This is a genomic window from Nocardia sp. NPDC050412, from assembly GCF_044458825.1.
Lineage (GTDB): Bacteria > Actinomycetota > Actinomycetes > Mycobacteriales > Mycobacteriaceae > Nocardia.
This window is the reverse complement of sequence record NZ_JBITIJ010000006.1, coordinates 145,781-167,722: the sequence shown is the minus strand read 5'-3', so window position 1 is coordinate 167,722 and position 21,942 is coordinate 145,781. Positions and strand designations below refer to the sequence as shown.

The window sequence follows — 21,942 nt, the reverse complement described above, 5'->3', positions numbered from 1 at the left end:
AGGTTAGAGGGTTCGCGGACCGGTACTCGCACCATGCCACGATCGACGGGAGTGATCATGAAGCCGCGCCGCTCGGTGCTCGCCTGCCCCGGTAGCAGCAAGAAGATGATCGATAAGGCCAAGGGCTTGCCGGTCGACGAGGTCTTTCTCGATTTGGAGGATGCGGTCGCACCCGCCGCGAAGGCCGAGGCCCGCGCGAATATCGTGGCCGCGCTGAACGACACCGGCTGGGGTGAGCAACTGCGGGTGGTGCGGGTCAACGATTGGACCACCCAGTGGACCTACGCCGATGTGATCACCGTGGTCGAGGGCGCGGGTGCGGCACTGGACGCGATTCTGCTGCCGAAGGTGACCGACGCCGGTCAGGTGCAGGCGCTGGACTTGCTGCTCACCCAATTGGAGAAGGTCAGCGGGCTCGAGGTCGGACGGATCGGTATCGAACCGCAGATCGAGAACGCCATGGGGTTGCGCAATATAGATGAGATCGCCACCGCGAGCCCGCGGGTGCAGACCCTGGTCTTCGGTCCGGCCGACTTCATGGCCAGTATCAATATGCGCACGCTGGTGGTCGGTGAACAGCCGCAGGGCTATGACACCGGCGATGCCTACCACCACATTCTGATGACCATCCTGCTCGCCGCCCGTGCGCACGGCCTGCAGGCAATCGATGGCCCCTACCTGCAAATTCGGGATATCGATGGATTCCGCAGGGCGGCGGGGCGCACCGCCGCACTCGGTTTCGACGGCAAATGGGTGCTGCATCCCGGACAGATCGAGGCCGCGAACGAAATTTTCAGTCCGCGCCAGGCCGATTACGATCGCGCCGAGTTGATTCTGGATGCCTACGCCTTCCACACCTCCGAAAAGGGCGGTGCGCGCGGCGCGGTAATGCTCGGCGACGAAATGATCGATGAGGCGAGCGCCAAGATGGCTCAGGTAATCGCTGATAAGGGCAGAGCTGCGGGGATGCTGAGGTCCGCAGAGACGGGGACCACGCGTTTCACATCCCCGAACTCCGGCTCGGAATAGCAGAATAGAGATATGACGAATCCCTTGGGGAACTCGAATCGCGCGCGCCAGGGCTTGCCGACGCCGCCATCGGGCTGGCCGGTCGGCTCGTATCCGACCTATGCCGAGGCTCAGAAGGCCGTCGATTTCCTGGCCGACAACCAGTTTCCCGTGCAAGACGTGACTATCGTCGGCGTGGACCTGATGCAGGTCGAGCGCGTGTTGTACCGACTGACCTGGGGCAAGGTGATCGGCGGCGGGGTCGTTTCGGGCGCGTGGCTCGGCCTGTTCCTCGGCCTGCTACTGAGCTTGTTCACCACAAGCGGCGGGTTCGCGCCGGTGCTGGTCGGCCTGGTCGGCGGCATCATCTTCGGCGTCATCTCCACCTCCATCCCGTACGCGGCGACCAGGGGGCAGCGCGATTTCGCCTCCACCATGCAGTTGGTGGCGGGCCGCTATGACGTGCTGTGCGACCCGAAGTCGGCCGAGCAGGCTCGGGACATGCTGGCGCGGTTGGCGATCTGAGCGCATGGAGGTTGTGGACAAGGTCCGCGCCGAGGTGCTGGATCACTTCGGTGCCGCCTCGACGGGTGTCGACTCCGCGTCGGTGACCTTCCTCGGTCTCGAGCCCATCGAGATCCTGCGCATTCCGGGCGAGGAGCTGGTGCACTACGTGACCCTCGGCGGATCACGTCATCCCATGGGCGATCCCGGTGACCTGCATGCCGATCCGGTGCGCGGGCCGCGCGCCGAACTGGTGCTGACGCTGCGTGCCGGGGTCGGCCCGAGTTCCGGACTCGCCCGCACCCTCGGTGTACTCGTCGCGGCGCCCGCCGTGGAAGGTGTTGTGCTGCAGGCGGATGCGCTGCTCGATTTGGGCGAGCCGATGTGGCGCGACGCGCCGTTCACCGCGGTGTTGTTGGGACAGAGCGATATTCCCGAGGTCGCGCTGCCCGAACCTGCCGAACCGGTGCGGTATTTCGCGGTGGTTCCGGTGACCGCGACCGAGGCGGCCTGGGTGCGGGTGCGTGGTGCGCAGGCATTGCGTGATGCGTGGGCGGAGGCCGGAATCGATGTGCACGATCCGGCGAGAGGCGCTGCGTCGCTGTAGATCTCAGAGCCAGTTGTTGCGGTGGAAGTTGACATACAGGCCGGTGCAGATGGTCGCGATGAGCAGCAATACGGCCGGATAGCCCCAGATCTGTTTCAGCTCCGGCATATGCTCGAAATTCATCCCGTAGATCCCGGCGATCATTGTTGGCACCGCCGCGATCGCGACCCACGCAGAGATCTTGCGCATATCAGTGTTCTGCTGGACACCGACCTTGGCGAGCGCCGCGGTGATCAGTGCGCTGAGGGCCTCGTCGAAATCGTTGATCCGCTCGGCCACCGCGGTGTGGTGATCGCCGACATCGCGCAGATAGCGCCGAACCTCTTTGGGCAACGGCATTGCAGTGTTGCGGCCGAGTGCCTCGAGCGCGGTGCCGAGCGGATTCACCGCGCGACGCAGCTCCACGACCTCTCGCTTGAGCTGGTAGATCGATTCGATGGTCACCGTGCTGCGCGGCGTGAAGACCTCTTCTTCCATCTCGTCGATATCGTTCTCTACCGACTGCGCTACCGCCACATAGGAATCCACAACGTGGTCGGCGACTGCGTGTAGCACCGCGCCGGGACCGAGTATGAGCTGGTCGGGGTGATCCTCCAATTCTTTTCGGACACTGGCGAGTCCGGTGTGCTCGCCGTGTCGGACGGTCACCGTGAAATTGGGTCCGGTGAAGACCATGATGTCGCCGGTTTCGACGATCTCACTGACCGAGTGGATTTCGTGCGGGACGTAGCTGACGGTGCGCAGGACGAGAAACAAGGTGTCGTCGTAGCGTTCCAGCTTCGGCCGCTGATGAGCGTGGATGACGTCCTCGACGGCCAACGGGTGCAGGTCGAAGACCTTGGCGATATCGGCCATCTGGTACTCGTCCGGGTCGTGCAGTCCGACCCATACGAATCCGGTTCCGCGATTGCTGACCTCGGCCATCGCATCGGCATGGCTGAAGTGGCCGGGCAGGCGCCTGCCGTCGACGTACACGGCGCAGTCGACCACCGCACGCGCGGTGGGGACCGGGATACGGGGCAGTTGCGTCCGCGCTCGGCCTTGGCTGCGGAAAGACGGTAGCGGCGGAATCGATGGCACCGCCCGATGCTACGTCGCGTGCGCGTGCGTGCGCCCTGCGAGCGCACGGTATGAAAGAAGGCGTGCGCATCGACCTGCATACCCATTCGACCGCGTCCGACGGCACCGATACCCCGGCCGAACTCGTCCGCAACGCGGCGGCGGCCGGTCTGGATGTCCTCGCGATCACCGACCACGACACCACCGCCGGCTGGGCCGCGGCGGTCGACGCGCTGCCGAAGGGATTGACGCTGGTGCGGGGCATAGAGATGTCGTGTATCGGGCTCGGTGAGGACGGATGGCCGGTCCCGGTGCATCTGCTCGCGTACCTCTTCGACCCGACCGACCGGAGTTTCGCCGACGAACGGGAACGTTTGCGCGCCGAACGGGTCGAGCGGTTGCGCGCCATGGCCGAGCGCATGCGCGCTGACGGACTACCGATCGATCCGGACGCGGTGCTGGCTTCGGCCGGACCATCGGCGGGGCGCCCGCATCTGGCACGCGCGCTCGTCGCGGCCGGTGTGGTGCCGACTGTGGACTCGGCCTTCACCGAATTGCTGGCACCGCACGGCCGCTACTACGCGGAGAAGGCGGATACGCCGCTGCGCCGGGCCGTCGAAATGATCGCGACCGCAGGCGGGGTCAGTGTGCTGGCACATACCCGGGCGCGTAAGCGCGGGCGGCTGCTGGCGATCGACGATATTCGCGAACTGGCCACCCTCGGACTCGGCGGGCTCGAAGTCGATCACCCGGATCATTCCGCGGCCGATCGCGCGCTGCTCACGGAGTTGGCTGCCGAACTCGGTCTCATCACAACCGGTTCGTCGGACTATCACGGATCCAACAAAACCATCCGGCTAGGTGAATTCACCACCGATCCCGCGCAATTCGAGGAACTCGCGGGCAAAGCGACGGGCGTGCCGGTGATCGCCTCGTGAGAGTGCTGCGCGGACTCAGCGGAATCGTCGCCGGTGGGATGTTCGTGCTGGCCCTGGTCGTTGTGGGTACTGCGGTAATCGCTGCTCGGCGTGGCTTTCCCGGACCCGGCGGCGAATCGGTGACCTGGCATGTGGTCACCTCGGCGATCGGCCTCGGCGCACAGCTTTTTTCGGATCGACATCGCGGGTTGGCAGCTTTTTCCGGATCGGTGGTCGTTTTTATTGTCGCCGCGATATTGCTGTGGACGCAGTGGTGGAGCTGATAAATCTGTAATGGTTGCGGCCGCGTGAATTGTGGCCGAACATTTCTTTTGTGACGGATTTCGAGACGGATGTGCTCGTGCTCGGCGGTGGTCCCGCCGGGACCTGGGCCGCCATCTCGGCCGCCGCCGCGGGCGCACGGGTTGCGCTCGTCGACAAGAGCCGCTGTGGTGCGAGCGGGCCGACCGCCGCCGGGACGACTTCGCTGTGGAATATCCCACCGGGCGCCGCGCGGGATGAGGCGGTGCGCCGCGCATATGCGCACGGCGGCGGGCTCGCCGAACCGGAGTGGATGCTGCGGGTGCTCGACGAGACGCACCGGCGGGTCGAACAGTTGGTGGCCTGGGGTTATCGGTTTCCGGGTGAGGCCAACGGTGGCACGTCATTGCGCGTATGCCTGGACGGCTCGGGCTATCTGCTCCGATTGCGCCGCGGCCTGCTCGAAGCCGGGGTGCGCATTCTCGATCATCATCCCGGGCTGCAACTGCTCGTCGATCGTGACGGTGTGGTCGCCGGTGCGGTCGGTGTGCAGCGGCACAACGGCTTTCGGCCATGGACCATCCGGGCCGGGGCCGTCGTCGTCGCCACCGGCGGCTGCGCCTTCCTCTCCGGCGGTGCGGGCACCGATGTGGATACCGGCGACGGACTGCTGCTGGCCGCCGAGGCGGGCGCGCGACTGTCGGGCATGGAATTCTCCAGCGCCTACGGTCTCGCACCGGCTGTCTCCCGCGACAGCGCCTTCGCTCCCGGGCTTGCTCTGCATTTCGCAACGCTCTACGACGAATCCGGCACGGAGATCACCGGGCATCGCTCCGCGGCATTCAACGCGATCGCCGATGGCCATCGGATCTACGCGGCCTTGGACGATGTGCCGTACCCGGTCCGGCGCTGGCTGTCCAGACAGGGATTGGTCGACCATACCCGCCGGGTGCCGTTGCGCGCGGTGCTCGAGGGCACGGTCCGCGGGACCGGTGGGTTGTGCATCGCCGGGACGGACTGCGCGACCACGGTGGCCGGACTCTACGGCGCGGGTGATGTGATGACGCGCGAGCCGATAACCGGCGCGGTCGGCGGCTTCGGCGGTCAGGGCGGAGCATGGGCCATCGCCTCGGGCGTATGGGCGGGAAAGGGCGCCGCGCGATTCGCACGTGGGCGCGGCGTGACCGGTCCGGTGCGCGAGGTGGCCGGTGCGGGACTGAATCCGGTGGCTCGCATCGATCCGCGCGCAGTGGTCGGGCTGGTTCAGGAGCACACGTTGCCATTGCGGCGCAGCTACTGGCGCAGCGCCGGGAGTTTGCGCGACAGCATCGGTGAACTCGATGCCATGTGGCCGGGCGCCGAATTCGACCTCGGCGGCTTCGGCGTGCAACGGTTGCGGGCCAGACAGGCGGCGGCGCTACTGGCGGTGGCGCGCTGGACCAAATACAGTGCGCTCGCGCGCACGGAGAGCCGCGGTATGCACCGGCGCACCGATCATCCCGGCGCAGCGGCCGCTTGGCGGGTGCGGCTGACCTCCGGCGGACTCGAAACGGTATGGGTACGCTCGGACACACGCCAGGCAGTTGCCGATATGATGCCCGCCCCGGAGCTCACCGCTGCCGATCCGCTGCCGATGTGACAGCTCACCGGATACGGCAGCCGAACTGCGAGTTTCTGCTTACTCCCTGGTAATTCCAGCGACCTACCCTCGAAAGATGACGCCAGGCCGGGACACGACACGCCGGTTTGGCAATGCGTCCGTCCGGCTGGCAGAATGTTGCGGATTCCCGCCTACGCCACCGCCGGGTTCGGGAACAACGGCGATCACCGCCTCGCGACGCACCGTCGCGACCCGAGGATCCCCATCGCTAGCGATTGCTTGCGGGTCGCTTGAAATGATCTGCATGTTCTACACGGACACACCCGTCCGGCTCTCGCTCTGCGGATCAGTGCCGCGCCACGTTTCGATATCGGATCATCGGATTTCCGGTGCTTTCGTTCCGACGCGAAACGTCCCGGTCAGCGCACTCGATGAGCGTGTGAAATACCTAATACCCATTACCCGGCGGTAACCCGTTCCCCGGCTTGTCCGACCCGATCAGGAGTGAAATCGTGTCACCTGTGACTGACGCAGCGAATGCCACCGCAAGCCTTTCAGAAATCACCCAAGAAGAAATTTTCGCGGGCCACCTAGGCGGCAAGCTCTCGGTCGAACTCACCGCACCGCTGGAGACCCAGCGCGACCTTTCCATCGCCTACACCCCTGGCGTTGCGAAGGTCAGCCTGGCCATCGCGGAGGATGAGGCGCTGTGCAAGCGCTACACCTGGACCGACCGGCTCGTCGTGGTGGTCAGTGACGGCACCGCGGTGCTCGGCCTCGGCGACATCGGCCCGCGCGGTTCGCTGCCCGTGATGGAGGGCAAGGCTGCGCTGTTCAAGAAGTTCGCCGGACTGAACTCGATCCCGATCGTCCTGGACACCAAGGACGTCGACGAGATCGTGGAGACCATCATCCGGCTGCGCCCGAGCTTCGGCGCGGTGAACCTGGAGGACATCTCGGCGCCGCGCTGCTTCGAGATCGAGCAGCGGCTCATCGAGGCCCTGGACTGCCCGGTCATGCACGACGACCAGCACGGCACCGCCATCGTGGTGCTCGCCGCCCTCAACGGCGCGGCCAAAGTGCAAGGTCGTGCCATCGACGACATGAAGGTCGTGGTGTCCGGCGCCGGTGCGGCCGGTGTGGCGTGCACGAATATCCTGCTCGCGGCGGGCGTCAAGGACGTGATCGTGCTCGATTCCAAGGGCATCGTCAACATCGAGCGCGGCGATCTCAACGCGGTAAAGGCCGAACTGGCACAGCGCACCAACCCGCGCGGGCTCGCCGGTGGTGCGGCCGAGGCGCTGGCCGGTGCCGATGTGTTCCTCGGACTCTCCGCGGGCACCATCGCCGAAGAGCTGATCGCCTCGATGGCGCCGGAGTCGATCGTGTTCGCCATGTCGAACCCGAATCCGGAGATCCACCCCGATGTCGCGCACAAGTACGCCGCGATCGTGGCCACCGGGCGCAGCGACTTCCCGAACCAGATCAACAATGTCCTCGCGTTCCCCGGCGTCTTCAAGGGCGCGCTGGACGCGGGTGCGCGCCGCATCACCGAGGGCATGAAGATCGCCGCCGCCGATGCCATCCTCAGCGTGGTCGCCGATGAGCTCGCCCCGGACAAGATCGTGCCGAGCCCGCTCGACCCGCGGGTCGCGCCGGCCGTCGCCGAGGCTGTGGCCGCCGCCGCTCGCGCGGAGGGCGTCGCGTAATTCGACCGAAAATACGGGGCTGCTCACTCGGTGAGCAGCCCCGTATTGCGTTGTGCGCGTTGATCAGTGGGGAACGAAGACCGCCGAAACGAATTCTGCGATTTCGGCATCGCTGAGGTTCTTGGCGATATCGGATTCGCAGATCATGCCGACGAGTCGCTTCTTGTCGTCGATCACCGGCAGTCGTTTGATCCGGTCGTGCTCCATCATGTCCAGCACCTGACGGACATCGGCATCGGCCGATATCCAGCGCGGGGTGCCCTCGGCCAGATCCCCGGCCCGGATCTTGCTCGGATCATGGCCCATCGCAATGCATTTCACGACGATGTCGCGATCGGTCAGCATGCCGACAAGCCGGTCGTCGCTGCCGATCGGCAATGCGCCGATATCCAGCCTGCGCATCATCTGCGCGGCCCGATCCAGCGTTTCGTCGGCGGGGATCCACTCCGCGTTTTCGTGCATGATGTCGCGCGCCTTCATAGAGCGACTTTTCACGGTACGCCTCCTGGTCTCGGATGAGTGATCCCGCAGAATTCGGCTCCGCGATCGAGCGAGCATCCGCGAAGCAAACTTCTGCGGCCACGTCACATCGTGACCCATGTCACATCATTGGTCAATGCCTGGTCGGTCAGCGCAGGCGAGCGGTCATCGACGCGACGCCGTCGCCGGTGAGCAGGTCCATTGCCGCTGTGCGGCCGGTGGCCAGGAGTAATAGCGCGGTGATCGGGCCGTGGATCTCGGGTCCGCTGCCGTGGGTCCAGTCGACGTCGGAGGCGACCAAGCGGACTCCGTCGAGGCGGTGTTTATCCCATACCGGCCATCCGATGGTTACCGCATGACCGGTCGCGGCCGCCGCGGCCGCTGGTTCGATGCCGATCGTGCGTGCCAGCGGTATCGCGATGTCCTGGCCGTGCACCATGGTGTCGAACAGGATGTTGCGATAGTTGGTGAGCTTGGGCAGCTCGCGGGAGCCGGCGTTGTCGCGGATCGCCGAAACGATTTCTGCGGCTGGATGTTGCGCGTAGCGCCTGGTCAGGTCATCGATGAACCGGTTGTAGTTCCCGCGCGCGCGGATCCCGGTGCCCAGCATGACGCCGATCGAGGGTGGTTGTGGTGTCAGCGCGATGTGTGCGGCGACCTCCCGGACTCGCCAGCCCGCGCACAACGACTGCGTTTCCCATTCGTCGGCCGAGAGGTCGGCCAGCAGGTCGGCAATCGCGCGCCGCTGCTGTTCGATGGTCTGCCAACAGGTTTCGCGGTCCATAGTGCGCTCCCCGGGGTTCGGACCGCACGTAGGATTGGTCAGATAGGCTTATCAATGTAGTAAGCTTATTTGACCAAAGTCAAGGAGCGGGATGGCCGACGGCGATATGAATGTGGGCCTGCTGATGTTCATCGCCCACCGATCGATGGAGGACCGGATCTTCGCCGACCTCGCCGAGTCCGGATACGACGATGTCACCGTCGCCCAGGGGCGGCTCGCGGCGCGTATCGGCGCCGATGGCAGCCGCCTGACCGAGTTGGCCGAGCAGGCCCAGGTCACCAAGCAAACCGCCGGATTCCTTGTCGATCAGCTCGAACGCGCCGGCTATGTGCGGCGGGTGCCGGACCCGAGCGACGGTCGGGCGCGGTTGGTCGTGCTGTCCGAACGCGGGGTGAAGATGGCGGCGTACGCGAACTCCGTCGCCGACCGGATCGAGGCCGAGTGGGCGACGCACCTCGGTGCGCAGCGCATGCGGCAGTTGCGCGACATATTGGCCCGGCTGCGCGAGATCACCGATCCCTATGCCTGAGCCCTAGTCCGTGGTCTGCAGGATTCCGGCGGGGGTGACGGGCAGCTGAGAGGCGCGGCGCAGGCGACCGGTGCCGGGGGCGCTGGCCCAGACCGCGAAGGCCAGCAGGCCGTCCATAACCATGGCGAGGACCGCGACCAGCAGTGCTCCCACGAGGACGCGGTCGTAGCGGTAGACGGCGATGCCGTCGAAGATGTAGCGGCCGAGACCGCCCAGGTTGACGAAGGCGGCGATGGTGGCGGTGGCGATGACCTGGAGGGTAGCCCCGCGCAGACCGGTGAGCAGGATCGGCAGCGCGTTGGGGACCTCGACGCGGAAAAGGATCTGGCGCTCGGTCATGCCCATGGCGCGTGAGGCGTCCACGACATCTGTCGCGACATTGGCGATTCCGGCGTAAGCACCGGCCAGCAGTGGCGGAATACCGACCGTGACGAGTGCGAGCAGGGGCGGAATCAGGCCGAGTCCGAGGCCGAGCACCAGGAAGGTCAGCAGGCCGAGGGTGGGCAGGGCGCGCATGGCGTTGGCGAATCCGACCAGCACCGCGGAACCGCGGCGGGTGTGCCCGATCACGAGCCCGAGCGGGACCGCGACCGCCGCGGAGACGACGACGGTCAGGAAGCTGTACCAAAGGTGCTCGGCGATGCGGTGTTGGATACCTGCCGGGCCGGTCCAGTTCGCGCTGGCGGTGAGGTAGTGCCAGGCATCGATGAAAAGGTTCATGTCGCAGCGCCTTTCGCGGTCCTGGTGTCCGCACGCGTCCACGGGGTCGCCCAGCGTCCGATGGCGTACACCAGGCGGTCGAAGATCAGGGCCAGCGCCAGCGTGACGATGATGCCCGCGATGATCTCGTCCGGATAGTCGCGCTGATAGCCCTGGGTGAAGAGTTTGCCGAGCCCGCCGACCCCGATCAGCGCGCCGACCGAAACCATGGCGATATTGGTGACCACCACCACGCGCAGGCTGGAAACGAAAACCGGTATGGCCAACGGCATATCGACGGTCACGGTGCGCCGCAGCGAACTGAAGCCCACCGCGTCGGCGGCGTCGATGACCGTGGGCGACACCGAATCCAGCGCCGTCGGCACCGCGATCACCAGCAGCGCCGTCGAATACACGGTGAGCGCGATTATCACATTCAACGGATCGATGGTCGAAATTCCGGCCAGCGGCGGAATGATCACGAACAGGGCGAGCGACGGAATCGTGTACGACAGGCTGGCCACCGTCACCGTGACGCGCCGCAGCCAGGAAATCCGGCGCACCAACGCGCCCACCGGAATCGCGATGATCAGCCCGAGCAGTAGCGGCACCAATGCGAGATAAAGGTGGGTCCTGGTGAAACCCATGATCTCGGAGAAGTTGTCGATCAGATACTTCATGCGTTTTCGGTTTCGAAGAAATGCCGATTGCGCTCGTCGTCCTCCAGTGTGCGCTGTCCGGCGAGCTGCTCGAGTACTTCCGGAGCCCGGATACCGCCACGGGCCGCACCGAAATCGTCAACGGCGACACCGATTCCCGACGGCGAGGAGATCGCCGCGTCCAGCGCCTGCCGGAGATCGCCGTCCGGCGGGAAGAGTGAACCACCCGCGGCGATGCTGTCGTGCAACGCCCGCCCGGCCCGAATGCTTTCCACACCGGTGACATCGATCCACCCGCGCGGAACACCGGAATCGGTGACCACCAATACCCATTCGCCCTGGTCCAGGCGCAATTCGGCGAGTTCGGGTTCGGTCGCGGTGTGAATCTCGTGCAGTGTCAGGCTATCCGCGCTGCGGAACGACAGTGCGCGATAGCCGCGATCACGTCCGACGAAGCCGGCCACGAAATCGGTTGCGGGCGCGGCGAGTACGCGCTGCGGTTCGTCGTACTGCTGCAGGACGCCACCCGGTCCGAATACCGCGATCCGGTCGCCGAGTTTCACCGCCTCGTCGATGTCATGGGTGACGAAGACAATCGTTTTGTGCAATTCGGCTTGCAGCCGCAGCATTTCGGCCTGCAACTCCTCGCGCACCACAGGATCGACCGCACTGAACGGTTCGTCCATCAACAGCACGGGCGGATCGGCGGCCAGCGCCCTGGCCACCCCTACCCGCTGCTGTTGTCCGCCGGAGAGCTGGGCCGGATACCGGTTGGCCAGCGATCGGTCCAACCCGACCCGGTCCAGCACCTCGAGTGCGGCCATACGGGCCGCGCGACGCCGAACCCCCTGCAGCACAGGCACTGTCGCGACGTTGTCGACGACCGTGCGGTGCGGGAGGAGTCCGGCGCTCTGGATCACGTAGCCGATACCGAGCCGCAGCTGCACTGGATTCACCGTCGAAATATCCGCGCCGCCAACGGTGATGGTGCCCGAACTGGGCGTGATCATCCGGTTGATCATGCGCATCGAGGTGGTCTTACCGCAGCCCGATGGTCCGACGAAGACGGTGAACGAGCCGGATTCGATGCGCAGCTCGAGTTCGGAGACGGCATGCGTGCCGTCGGGATAGGTCTTGCTGATACGACTGAATTCGATATCGGACACGCTGGCTCCTACCCGGTGGGCTTGTTCAGCCCCTGGGCGGTGACCCACTGCTGTGCTGCGGCCTTGGGCTCGGTCTTACTGCTACCGGAGACCGCCTCGTTGAGCTTCAGCAGCTCGTCGGTAGTGAGTTTCGCGGAGACAGCGTTGAGCGCGGCGAGTGCTTTATCGGTCTTCTTGGCGGAATTGAACAGCGGCACCACATTCTGGGCGGGGAAGTTGTGCTTCGGATCCTCCAGCACCACCAGATTGTTCTGTGCGATCGCGGGAGAGGTGGTGAAGATATTGGCCGCGGTTACCGTGCCCTCGACGAGCGCGCGCACCGTCGCGGGCCCGCCGCCGTCGGCGATCGGCACGAAATTGTTGGCGGCGATATCCAAGTTGTAGTTCTTCTTGAGACCGGGTAGGCCGCCTGCGCGCTCCTGGAATTCGGCGGGCGCACCGAACTTCACCTCGGCCGAATGTGCCGCCAGATCGGCGATGCTGTGCAGATTCCAGCGTTCGGCGGTGGCCTTGGTGACCACGACGGCGTCCGAATCCTGGCCCGGAGCCGGAGTGCCGACGGCGAGATCGGAGCCCGAACCCGTGGAACCCAGTGCTTTCGTGAGGGCGGCGTCGATATCACTGGAACTGGTCGCGGTGGCGTTCTTGTCCAGGTACTGCAGCAAGTTGCCGTTGTACTCGGGGATCACCGAGATCGCGCACTGGCGCAATGCCGGGATATAGGCCTCGCGACTACCGATATTGAGTTTGGTGTCGACATTGAATCCGTTGACGCGCAACACTTCCGCGTAGATATTCGCGACCGTCTCCGATTCCGGGAAGTTCGCCGAGCCGACGGTCAGCCCGTCACCCTCGCAATTGCCCTTGGCCGCAAGCGGATCGGAGTTACCGCAGGCGGCCAGGATCATGGCGGCGGCCAGTGCCGCGGCGGCGACGAGAATGCGGACGGCACGCAGCGTCAGCCGCAGCGCGAACCTCCCGTGCCGCGCGGCACCGGGGTTGATCGTGGTTTTCACTGGAGTCCTTCCGGCATGACGAGCAGTGCGAGAAGCCGTGCACGCACGGCTACCCGGTACATTCTGGTTGTTCATATTGCCCGCTGCATGCAGTTCCTGTTCACTACCGAAGGTTGGTGTCGCCGGATGGGGTTGGCCGCGTCGAGGCGGATGCTGGCACGGGTCGTGGTCGTCACGGCCCTCGGCCTGGTTGTTTCCTGTGGAAGCGACGATCCGGGCCCGACGATAGCGGTCGGCGCGGGCGATTCGATGGAATCGAATCTGCTTGCGCAAATTTATGCGGGCGCGTTGGCGCGGGCCGGTGCGCGCACCTCGGTCACCGCCGATCTCGGTGGTCGGGCGGACTATCTGGCCGCATTGGACGCGGGCACGGTGACGGTGGTCGGCGACCAGAGCGGCGAATTTCTCACCTTTCTGAATGCCGATGCGCAGGCGCGCAAGCCCGAGGTGACGACCGATGTCGCGGACAAGTCCGCATCGGTTCGACTGTCGGTGACTGAGGAGTTGAACCGGTCGCTGCCGGAGGGGCTCGCGGTCTCCGATCCGGCCGATGGCACCGATATGCGGGCTCGGGTGCTATTGACCGAAGCTGCGGGCAAGGACGTGCGGTCGCTCGGCGCGCTCGCACCCCGGTGTGGCGAAATCCAGGCCGGGGTGGCACCGGTGCCCGGTGTGCCGCAAACGGCGCCCGTGCGGATTTTCGGTTGTGACTTCGCCGCTACCAGGCCTTATCCCGATGCGACGGCGCTGCGAAAGGCATTGCTGGACGGTGAAATCCAGGCCGGAATCCTGACCGGGCCGCCCGCGCTGGTTCCCGGTGCGACCGATGGGCTGACCGTCCTCGCCGATAACGACTACGCGGTGCGGGCCGAGAATGTGCTCGCGGTGTACCGCAAAGGTCTGCTCGACGATCGGCAAATCAAGAAGCTGAACTACGTCTCGGGTGAGCTCACCACCGATGAGTTGGCGCAGATGATCGGCAAGGTCCGCGAAGGTGCCGCTACCGCAGAGGTGGCACGCACCTGGTTGGACAACCACGCCCTGTAGAGAATCTCCTGGTCACGACGGCCCGGGCGGTTTGCGCCCGGGTCGTTTGCTATGTCGCCGATCACAATTCCGCTCGATGTCGCGGGCTTGTGGCCGGACTGTTCCTCGCCGTATATTCCACGTGGAGTATTTGACGTGGAGTATGTCGGTGGCCATGGCTATCGTGCTCCGAGGATTCGATCTCGCATCCGCGAGTGTTGTGCAGGAGGTGACCGAAAATGGGGGAGCATGCGCGCCCGTCGGTGACGCCATTGGCGATCGCCGTGCTCGCGCTGCTCGACGAGCGGCCCATGCATCCCTACGAGGCGTATCAACTGCTGATCGCCCGTCGGGAGGACATCCTGGTCAAGGTGCGGCCGGGTTCGCTCTATCACACGGTGACGCGGTTGGCCGACCAAGGAATGGTGCAGGCCGAAGGGGTCGACCGGGACGGGAATCGGCCGGAGCGCACCACCTACCGGATCACCGAAAGCGGCCGGGCGGCATTGCGTTCCCGCATCGCCGAGATCCTGCGCAATCCCGGACGGGAATACCCGGTTTTCCCGGTCGCGCTCGCGGAGGCGCACAACCTGCCCGCACCGGAAGTGCTCGCGCTATTGCGGGAGCGGGTCGAGCGGTTGGCGCAGGACCTCGCCGATGTCGAGATGATGAGCCAGTGGGCGGGTGTGCACGCCGTGCCGCGTCGCTACTGGATCGTGCTCGCGTATATACATGCCACCGTCGCGGCCGAAATCGCGTGGGTTCAAAACCTCATCACCGAACTCGACAGCGGCGAGATGGAATGGGACGAATTCGACCCGGCCACCGGCGTCCGCATAACAGAACACCAGCACCCCTGGTCCGACCAGGACCGTTCCGAACCACCCCCGGTGCCGCGCCGCTGGAACGAAACCAGCGCGTCACCGCCCTGATGAGTACCGATGTGCACCGCCGCCGGTACAGACATCCGAGATAGGAACCAAATCCATGACCACTCAACGCAATCCGTGGCTAGCGCTATTCGCGCTGGTCGTCGGCTTCTTCATGATCCTGCTGGATATGACGATCGTCGCGGTCGCCAATCCGGCGATCATGCTGGATCTGCAGGCCGATATTTCCCAGGTCATCTGGGTGACCAGCGCCTACTTGCTGACCTATGCGGTGCCGCTGCTGGTCACCGGTCGGCTCGGTGATCGCTACGGGCCCAAGAACCTGTACCTGGTCGGTCTGGCCGTATTCACCGCCGCCTCGCTGTGGTGCGGTCTGTCCGGATCGATCACCATGCTGATCGCCGCGCGTGCCGTACAGGGTCTCGGCGCCGCGCTGATGACGCCGCAGACCATGGCGGTGATCACCAGGACCTTCCCGCCGGATAAGCGCGGTGCGGCCATGGGTCTGTGGGGCGGTGTCGCCGGTCTTGCCACACTGGTCGGCCCGATCCTCGGCGGTGTGCTGGTCGACGGGCTCGGCTGGGAGTGGATCTTCATCGTCAATGTTCCGGTCGGCATCGGCGCCTTCGCGCTCGCGGTCTGGTTGGTTCCGGCGCTGCCGACGAATGAGCACAAGTTCGACATTCCGGGTGTGGTGCTCAGCGGAATCGGTCTGTTCCTGCTGGTCTTCGGTATCCAGGAGGGCAATACCTACGACTGGTCGCTGCGCATCTGGCTGATGATCGGCGCGGGTGTGGTTGTGCTCGCGGTATTCCTGGTGAATCAGTCGCGCAATGCCGGTGAGCCGCTGCTGCCGTTGGGGCTGTTCCGTGATCGCAACTTCGCGCTGTCGAATGTGGCCATCGCGACCATGGGGGCCGCGGTCACCTCGATGATGGTGCCGGGGTACTTCTACCTGCAGGCGGTGCGGGAGATGTCACCGACCAAGTCCGCCCTGGTCTTCGCGCCGATGGCGATCGTCACCGGTATCTTCGCACCGATCATCGGCAAGTTCTCCGACAAGTTGCATCCGCGCATCGTGCCGACGCTCGGATTCATCGGATTCTCGGCCTCGATCTTCTGGTTCGCGGCCGCGATGACGCCGCATTCCTCGCTGGTGTGGTTCCTGCTTTCGGCCGCGCTGGCCGGTATCGCCAACGCCTGCATCTGGGCGCCACTGGCTTCCACCGCCACGCACAACCTGCCGATCCAGCAGGCCGGCGCGGGCGCGGGTGTCTACAACACCACCCGCCAGGTGGGTTCGGTACTCGGTAGCGCCGCGATCAGCGCCTTGGTCTCGGCCCGCATGAGCGCACATGGCCTCGGCGGCGGCAAGATCTCCGAAGGCGGTGCGGGCCAAGGCCCCATCCCCGAATTCGTCAAGGACGCCTTCAGCACTGCCCTCAGCCAAGCCATCCTGCTCCCCGCGGGCATCCTGGTGGTCGGCGTAATCGCCTCGGCCCTGTTCATCCGCCACGGCCAATCCGCCGCAACCGGTCCGAAGACCGATCTGGCCAAGGTCGACACCGTCGGCGTCTGAGTCGTCGGTATTGCGCCCCGCGGGCCGATCGGCCCGCGGGGCGCAATGCGCTTATCTCGTCGGCGAATTCGGCTCAGCCGACGGTGACTGTGGTGGAGGGGTAGCCGGTGGCGCCGTCGGGGACTACCGGGGCGCGGGCTTCGGTTTGAGTTTCGCCGGTGCCGTCGGTGGCGCGGGCACGGATGGTGTGCGGGCCTGGGGTGGCGTTCCAGTCGTAGACCCACTGGCGCCAGGTGTCGATGGATTGTTCGGTGGACAAGCGGGCGGGTTGCCATGGGCCGTTATCGATTTGGACTTCGACGGCGCGAATGCCGCGATGTTGGGCCCAGGCGACGCCTGCGATGGCGGTGCTACCCGGTTGCAGTTTGGCGCGGGAGCGCGGGGTGTCGATGCGGGTGCCAGTTTTGATCGGACCGTAGGCGGACCAACCGCGGCGGGTCCAGTAGGCGGTGGCGCGGTCGAAGCGGGTGATCTCGAGTTCGGTCACCCATTTGGTGGCGGAGACGTATCCGTAGAGGCCGGGGACGACCAGGCGGGCCGGATAGCCGTGTGCGACCGGGAGCGGCTCGCCATTCATGCCGACGGCGAGCAGCGCATCGCGGCCGTCGGTGAGCACGGCCAGCGGGCTGCCCGCGGTGAAACCGTCGATGCTGTGCGACAGGACCATATCGGCGTCCGGATGCGGTCCGGCTTCGGCGAGCAGTTCGTCCAGGCGGTAGCCGCGCCAGCGGGCATTGCCGATCAGATCGCCGCCGACCGGATTCGATACACAGGCCAGTGTCACCAGTTGCTCGACCGGTGTGCGCTTGGCGAGATCATCCCAGCTGAGCTGGATTTCGTGATCGACCATCCCGTGGATCCGCAAGGACCAATCGTCAACGGAGACCTGCGGCAGGATCAACGCGGTGTCGATCCGATAGAAGTCGCTATTGGACGTCAGATATGGGGTCAGCCCCGGCAATTTCAAATCCGCATCGGGTGCGAGCGAAACGGTCGGTCCGCTCGGTTCCGGCAGCTGAATCGCCGCCCGCTCCCCGGAAACATCCCGCCGCTGCGCCCCGATCAGTCGCCCACCCACCCCGCTGAGCAGCGCCAGTCCACCCGTAATCGCAATGCCCCGCAGCACCTGTCGCCGCCGCGCAACCGGCTCTGCCGTCGAAGCCGTAGGTTCCTTCTTCTGCGCTGCGGCAGTCGAACGGGCCGCCGGCAACTCCGACGCGGCCGCCTTCGCACTGCTGCTCGACGCTAGTTCTTCCGCAGGGACCGAACTGGCCTCAGGGATCTCCACCGTGCCCTGGTCGGTCGAGTCTCGGTGGTCGGCAGTCGGTTCCGGTGCCGCCGATGACGACGCTGCCGGGCTCTCCCCAACTTGCTCGGCCACCTCGTCGGTCCTGCTGCGCGCGGCCGAGGTGTCGGTGCTGGACGAGTCGGCTCGGATGGCCGTGGTTTTCGGTGTTGCGGACTCGGCCCGAGCCTGCGGCCCGACCGATTGGTCTTCGCCGGGGGCGGCTTCGGGTGCGGTGCCCACTGGCAGGGGCGTTTGCGCGGCGGCCGCCGCGTCGTCGATGCGGGCCGTCAGGGCGCGCAGAGCGTAAATGCCTGCGGCAATGCCGATTACGGTGGGCCAGGCAGCGGACAATCCGGCGCGGCCGAAGGCAATGGCCGCGGTGAGCAATCCGAGGGCGGTCAGAAGCCAGGATCCGCGAGGGTGGTCTGTTCGTTCGATGACTCCGATGAATCCGGCGACCAGTACGGCCACCAGTGCCATACAGACGAACAAGAGGGTCTTGTCATTGGTGCCGAAGGTTTGGATGACCCATTCGCGCAGGCCGTCCGGGGTGTGGTCGATGACGGTCGAGCCGAGAGCGTTCGGGGGTGCGCTGTCGGGGCCGATGAAGGCGGCCACGAGCTCGGCCACGCCGAGCGCCAAACCGGCGGCGACAATGCCCGCCGCCACCCGAAAGCGCAGTTCAGCCATGGTCCGAGCCTACTGCCGGGTGCGGTCGGGGAGTATGACCATTCGGTGACGTGCACGTCAGTCCGCGGACTTGTGCCGCTGGTAGTAGCGGGCGACGCGGACCCGGTTGCCGCAGCGTTCGGCCGAGCACCAGCGACGGCGCGGGTGGGCGGGCAGGAACAGCAGAACGCAGTCGTCGGCCTCGCAGCGCTTCAGCTTGCCGATCGACGGATCGGCGAGCAGGTCAGCGGCGGCTTCGGCTACCACTGCGGCCAGCTTCTCGGCCGTCGTGCCATTGCGGCGCATGGTCGCGATCACCGCATCGCCGTCCCACTCCAGCTGTCGGATCGCGGGTGCGGCGGACTGTGTGGCATTGAGTCCGCGCAATGCATCGACGGGCGGGTGGCGATCGTGGAGCAGTGCGTCGAGGACGGCGCTGATGTGGTCGCGCGCCGCATGAACGGCAGCGAGGTCGGCGGAAGTGGGATGCGCAACCGCCAGCTCCGGAAATCGTTCGGCCTGCAGCGCAAGCCAATTCGCGAGGTCATCCGGGGTCGCTAGCAGATCGACACCGGTCGGCCGGGTATTGACCAGGTCCAGTGCCAGCGGCTCGCCGATCAGCAGAGCTTCACTCATGGAACTAATGGTACGTCGAGCAATTGACACATTAGAACTCGATACGATAGAACTAATGCAACATCACGGGAAGAAAGCATGTGAAGTCATGATCGAGCTGCCAGCAATCCAGCACCGCCACATCGATGTCGACGGTGTCGAGGTCCACTACCGTGAATCGGTCCCGGCCCGTGCGGATGCGCCGGTGCTACTGCTGCTGCACGGTTTTCCGTCGGCCTCGCACCAGTTCCGTAGGCTGTTCGATGTGCTGGGCGCGCGGTACCGGTTGATCGCCCCGGACTACCCGGGCTTCGGAAACACCACCGCACCAGCCGATTTCGACTACTCCTTCGACCGACTGGCCGATGTGGTCGAGGGTTTCGTCGAGCAGCTCGAACTGCGCGAGTTCGCCATGTACGTCTTCGATTTCGGCGCTCCGGTCGGCTTCCGCATCGCGCTGCGCCACCCCGAACGGGTCAGCGGACTCATCGTTCAGAATGGCAATGCCTACGAGACCGGACTATCGGATCTCGCTCGCGACTTCACCGCACTGCGTCCCGAGGACGAAGGAGCGGAAGACACGATTCGCGGCCTGCTCACGCTGGAAGGCACCCGCGGTCAGTACGAACACGGCGTCCCCGACCCGACCGTGCTCAGCCCCGAATCGTGGATCCTCGATCAGTATTTCCTCGACCTACCCGGCCGCAAGGAGGCCCAGGTAGCCCTCGCTTTCGACTACAAGTCGAATGTCGCCGCCTACCCCGAATGGCAGCTGTGGCTGCGCAAGTACACCCCGCCCACCCTCATTGTCTGGGGCTCGAACGACCCCTTCTTCCCGGAGCCCGGCGCGCACGCCTACCTCGCCGACCTCCCCGATGCCGAGCTGCACGTCTTCGATACCGGCCACTTCGCCCTGGAGACACATCTGACCGAGATCGCGCCGCTCATCGCCGACTTCCTGGACCGCCTCCCCAACTGAACCAAAAGCGAAGGCGCCGTCCGCAATTCGCGGACGGCGCCTTTGCAAACCCAGCGTCAGCTGTAGATCTTCTCCACCTCGGACGCGTACTGCTTCATCACAACGGCCCGCTTCAGCGACATCTTCGGCGTCAGCTCACCGGTCTCCTGGGTCCAGTCGACGGGCAGGATGCGGATCTTCTTGATCGCCTCGGCATGCGAGACCTTCTTATTGGTCTCCGCGACCGCCGCATTGACCTCCGCGACCAGCGCCGGATTCTCGATCACCTGCTCGATCGGGGTCTCGACGGGCAGATTGTTGCGTTCCTTCCAGCCCGGCAGTGCCTCCGGATCGAGAGTGATCAGCGCGCCGACGAAGGGCTGTCCGTCGCCGACCACCATGACCTGGCTGATCAGCGGGTGGGCGCGCAGCGAATCCTCCATCAGACCGGGGGAGACGTTCTTACCGCCCGCGGTGACGATGATTTCTTTCTTGCGGCCGGTAATGGTGACGTACCCGTCGCCATCGATGGCGCCCAGGTCACCGGTCTTGAACCAGCCGTCGGTGAACGCGTCCTCGGTGGCGTCGGCATTGCCCCAGTAACCGTTGAAGACAACCGATCCGCGCAGCAGCAGTTCGCCGTCTTCGGCGATCTTGACCGCATGGCCCTCGATCGGCTTGCCGACGGTGCCGACGCGAATATTGCCAGGAGTGTTCACAGTGACCGCCGCAGTGGTCTCGGTGAGGCCGTAACCCTCGTAGATGGTGACGCCGACGCCGCGGAAGAAGTGGCCGAGGCGCGCACCGAGCGGTCCGCCGCCGGAGACCGCCGCCTCACACTGACCGCCGAGCGCGACCCGCAGCTTGCTGTAGACGAGCTTGTCGAAAACCGTGTGCTTGAGCTTGAGCACCAGGCCGGGACCACCGTTATCGAGGGCCTGACTGTAGGCGATGGCGGTCTCGGCGGCCGCGTCGAAGATCTTGCCCTTGCCGCCGTCGTGCGCCTTCTGCTTGGCGCTGTTGAACACCTTCTCGAACACGCGCGGCACCGCGAGGATGAAGTGCGGGCGGTAGCTGCCGAACTGTTCGACCAAGGTGGACCAGTCGGCGGTGAACGCGACAATCACCTTGGCGTCGAAGGCCGCCAGCGTGACAGCACGCGCGAAGACGTGCGCCAGCGGCAGGAACATCAGCGTCTTCTTGCCCTCGGCGACGTACCTGTTCAGCGCGATCCGGTCGGACTTCGACTCCGCGTACAGATTCGAATGCGAGAGCATGACGCCCTTGGGGCGGCCGGTGGTGCCCGAGGTGTAGATCAGGGTGGCCGGGGACTTGGCATTGACCTCGGCGCGGCGCGCGTGCACAGTCGCGTCGTCGAGGTCGGCGCCACGCGCGATCAGCTCGTCGACCGCACCCTTGTCGATCTGCAGGGTCTCCCGCAGATCCGGCAGCGCGCCCGCCTCGATCTCCTCGATGACCTTGCGGTGCTTATCGCTGTCGACCACCAGCAGCTTGGTGGCGGAGTCCTGCAGGATCCACTTGGCCTGTTCGGCGGCCGAGCTGTCGTAGATGGCGACGGTGCAACCACCGGCGGCCCAGATGGCGAAGTCGAGCACCACCCACTCGTAGCGGGTCGGGGCCATGATGGCGACGCGGTCGCCGAGCTCGAGACCGGAGGCGATGAGTCCCTTGGCCACATCGGTGACCGTTTTGGCGAATTCCGCGGCCTTGACTTCCCGCAAGCCGCCACCCTGTGACGCTCCCTCTTGGGTGACGTTGAACAGCACCGCGCCGGGCGACTGCTCGGCATGCCGGAAGACGTTATCGGAATTGTTCGCGTCTTCCGGGATGGTGTAGGAAGCCGGGACTTCGAACTCTCGCATCAGTGCCCTTCCACGTGGGTTTACTCGCCAGTAATC

At 65.6% G+C, this 21,942-nt stretch carries 22 protein-coding genes; 12 read left to right on the top strand and 10 right to left on the bottom strand.

Going from position 1 to position 21,942, the window contains the following annotated elements; translation table 11 throughout:
• The first annotated feature begins 57 nt into the window (after positions 1–57).
• From ACIBI6_RS18460 to ACIBI6_RS18450, 3 genes are read left to right on the top strand one after another with little or no spacing between them, the layout of a single operon-like run.
• Positions 58–1,029, top strand: coding sequence for a CoA ester lyase (locus ACIBI6_RS18460; protein WP_364344328.1), 972 nt, complete (start codon positions 58–60; stop codon positions 1,027–1,029).
• Positions 1,030–1,041: 12 nt separating this feature from the next.
• Complete coding sequence (locus tag ACIBI6_RS18455; RefSeq protein WP_062993263.1) at positions 1,042–1,533, top strand: general stress protein; 492 nt, start codon at positions 1,042–1,044, stop codon at positions 1,531–1,533.
• A 4-nt stretch (positions 1,534–1,537) separates the two neighbouring features.
• Positions 1,538–2,119, top strand: a complete 582-nt coding sequence (locus ACIBI6_RS18450; RefSeq protein ID WP_396957191.1) for a suppressor of fused domain protein — start codon at positions 1,538–1,540, stop codon at positions 2,117–2,119.
• Between the two features lie 3 nt (positions 2,120–2,122).
• Here ACIBI6_RS18450 and ACIBI6_RS18445 read toward each other — a convergent pair whose 3' ends face one another.
• Positions 2,123–3,199 carry a magnesium and cobalt transport protein CorA gene (locus ACIBI6_RS18445; RefSeq protein ID WP_364344321.1) on the bottom strand — a complete coding sequence of 359 codons (1,077 nt, stop codon included), beginning with the start codon at positions 3,197–3,199 and terminating at the stop codon, positions 2,123–2,125.
• Between the two features lie 62 nt (positions 3,200–3,261).
• Between ACIBI6_RS18445 and ACIBI6_RS18440 the strand changes: the two genes are divergently transcribed.
• From ACIBI6_RS18440 to ACIBI6_RS18425, 4 genes are all read left to right on the top strand, one after another.
• Entirely contained in the window at positions 3,262–4,116 is an 855-nt protein-coding gene (locus ACIBI6_RS18440) for a PHP domain-containing protein (protein ID WP_396957190.1), read from the top strand.
• On the top strand, positions 4,113–4,379 hold the full coding sequence (locus tag ACIBI6_RS18435) for a hypothetical protein (protein ID WP_364344315.1): 267 nt from the start codon (positions 4,113–4,115) through the stop codon (positions 4,377–4,379). The genes ACIBI6_RS18440 and ACIBI6_RS18435 overlap by 4 nt, the downstream gene beginning before the upstream one ends.
• 50 nt (positions 4,380–4,429) lie before the next feature.
• Complete coding sequence (locus tag ACIBI6_RS18430) at positions 4,430–5,995, top strand: FAD-binding protein (protein ID WP_396957188.1); 1,566 nt, start codon at positions 4,430–4,432, stop codon at positions 5,993–5,995.
• A 473-nt stretch (positions 5,996–6,468) separates the two neighbouring features.
• Positions 6,469–7,665 (top strand): NADP-dependent malic enzyme, encoded by a 1,197-nt coding sequence (locus ACIBI6_RS18425; RefSeq protein ID WP_396957186.1) that lies wholly within the window; start codon positions 6,469–6,471, stop codon positions 7,663–7,665.
• A 63-nt stretch (positions 7,666–7,728) separates the two neighbouring features.
• Here the strand turns inward: ACIBI6_RS18425 and ACIBI6_RS18420 are convergent, their stop codons facing one another.
• Both ACIBI6_RS18420 and ACIBI6_RS18415 read right to left on the bottom strand, forming a co-directional pair.
• Positions 7,729–8,145 carry a CBS domain-containing protein gene (locus ACIBI6_RS18420; protein WP_364344609.1) on the bottom strand — a complete coding sequence of 139 codons (417 nt, stop codon included), beginning with the start codon at positions 8,143–8,145 and terminating at the stop codon, positions 7,729–7,731.
• Between the two features lie 148 nt (positions 8,146–8,293).
• Positions 8,294–8,929 carry a maleylpyruvate isomerase family mycothiol-dependent enzyme gene (locus ACIBI6_RS18415; RefSeq protein ID WP_364344306.1) on the bottom strand — a complete coding sequence of 212 codons (636 nt, stop codon included), beginning with the start codon at positions 8,927–8,929 and terminating at the stop codon, positions 8,294–8,296.
• Positions 8,930–9,020: 91 nt separating this feature from the next.
• Here ACIBI6_RS18415 and ACIBI6_RS18410 point away from each other — a divergent pair, with 91 nt between their 5' ends.
• On the top strand, positions 9,021–9,458 hold the full coding sequence (locus ACIBI6_RS18410; RefSeq protein WP_364344303.1) for a MarR family transcriptional regulator: 438 nt from the start codon (positions 9,021–9,023) through the stop codon (positions 9,456–9,458).
• Between the two features lie 3 nt (positions 9,459–9,461).
• Here ACIBI6_RS18410 and ACIBI6_RS18405 read toward each other — a convergent pair whose 3' ends face one another.
• From ACIBI6_RS18405 to ACIBI6_RS18390, 4 genes are read right to left on the bottom strand one after another with little or no spacing between them, the layout of a single operon-like run.
• Positions 9,462–10,178, bottom strand: a complete 717-nt coding sequence (locus ACIBI6_RS18405; protein WP_364344300.1) for an ABC transporter permease — start codon at positions 10,176–10,178, stop codon at positions 9,462–9,464.
• Positions 10,175–10,837, bottom strand: a complete 663-nt coding sequence (locus tag ACIBI6_RS18400) for an ABC transporter permease (RefSeq protein WP_364344297.1) — start codon at positions 10,835–10,837, stop codon at positions 10,175–10,177. The genes ACIBI6_RS18405 and ACIBI6_RS18400 overlap by 4 nt, the downstream gene beginning before the upstream one ends.
• Positions 10,834–11,982, bottom strand: a complete 1,149-nt coding sequence (locus ACIBI6_RS18395; protein ID WP_364344294.1) for an ATP-binding cassette domain-containing protein — start codon at positions 11,980–11,982, stop codon at positions 10,834–10,836. The genes ACIBI6_RS18400 and ACIBI6_RS18395 overlap by 4 nt, the downstream gene beginning before the upstream one ends.
• An 8-nt stretch (positions 11,983–11,990) precedes the next feature.
• Complete coding sequence (locus tag ACIBI6_RS18390; protein WP_396957182.1) at positions 11,991–12,998, bottom strand: ABC transporter substrate-binding protein; 1,008 nt, start codon at positions 12,996–12,998, stop codon at positions 11,991–11,993.
• 87 nt (positions 12,999–13,085) lie between these two features.
• Between ACIBI6_RS18390 and ACIBI6_RS18385 the strand changes: the two genes are divergently transcribed.
• The 3 genes from ACIBI6_RS18385 (at position 13,086) to ACIBI6_RS18375 (ending at position 16,493) form a co-directional block, all read left to right on the top strand.
• Entirely contained in the window at positions 13,086–14,045 is a 960-nt protein-coding gene (locus tag ACIBI6_RS18385) for a glycine betaine ABC transporter substrate-binding protein (RefSeq protein ID WP_364344291.1), read from the top strand.
• A 218-nt stretch (positions 14,046–14,263) separates the two neighbouring features.
• The gene (locus ACIBI6_RS18380) at positions 14,264–14,956 is read left to right on the top strand and encodes a PadR family transcriptional regulator (RefSeq protein ID WP_396957179.1); all 693 of its coding nucleotides are present in this window, start codon (positions 14,264–14,266) and stop codon (positions 14,954–14,956) included.
• Positions 14,957–15,011: 55 nt separating this feature from the next.
• Positions 15,012–16,493, top strand: coding sequence for a DHA2 family efflux MFS transporter permease subunit (locus ACIBI6_RS18375; RefSeq protein WP_396957177.1), 1,482 nt, complete (start codon positions 15,012–15,014; stop codon positions 16,491–16,493).
• Positions 16,494–16,566: 73 nt separating this feature from the next.
• Here ACIBI6_RS18375 and ACIBI6_RS18370 read toward each other — a convergent pair whose 3' ends face one another.
• Entirely contained in the window at positions 16,567–18,471 is a 1,905-nt protein-coding gene (locus ACIBI6_RS18370; protein ID WP_364344282.1) for a sulfite oxidase, read from the bottom strand.
• A 57-nt stretch (positions 18,472–18,528) separates the two neighbouring features.
• Positions 18,529–19,086 (bottom strand): CGNR zinc finger domain-containing protein, encoded by a 558-nt coding sequence (locus ACIBI6_RS18365; RefSeq protein ID WP_364344279.1) that lies wholly within the window; start codon positions 19,084–19,086, stop codon positions 18,529–18,531.
• Between the two features lie 88 nt (positions 19,087–19,174).
• Between ACIBI6_RS18365 and ACIBI6_RS18360 the strand changes: the two genes are divergently transcribed.
• Entirely contained in the window at positions 19,175–20,044 is an 870-nt protein-coding gene (locus ACIBI6_RS18360) for an alpha/beta hydrolase (protein ID WP_364344276.1), read from the top strand.
• A 56-nt stretch (positions 20,045–20,100) separates the two neighbouring features.
• Here the strand turns inward: ACIBI6_RS18360 and ACIBI6_RS18355 are convergent, their stop codons facing one another.
• Positions 20,101–21,906 carry an AMP-dependent synthetase/ligase gene (locus ACIBI6_RS18355; protein WP_396957175.1) on the bottom strand — a complete coding sequence of 602 codons (1,806 nt, stop codon included), beginning with the start codon at positions 21,904–21,906 and terminating at the stop codon, positions 20,101–20,103.
• Positions 21,907–21,942 lie beyond the last annotated feature (36 nt).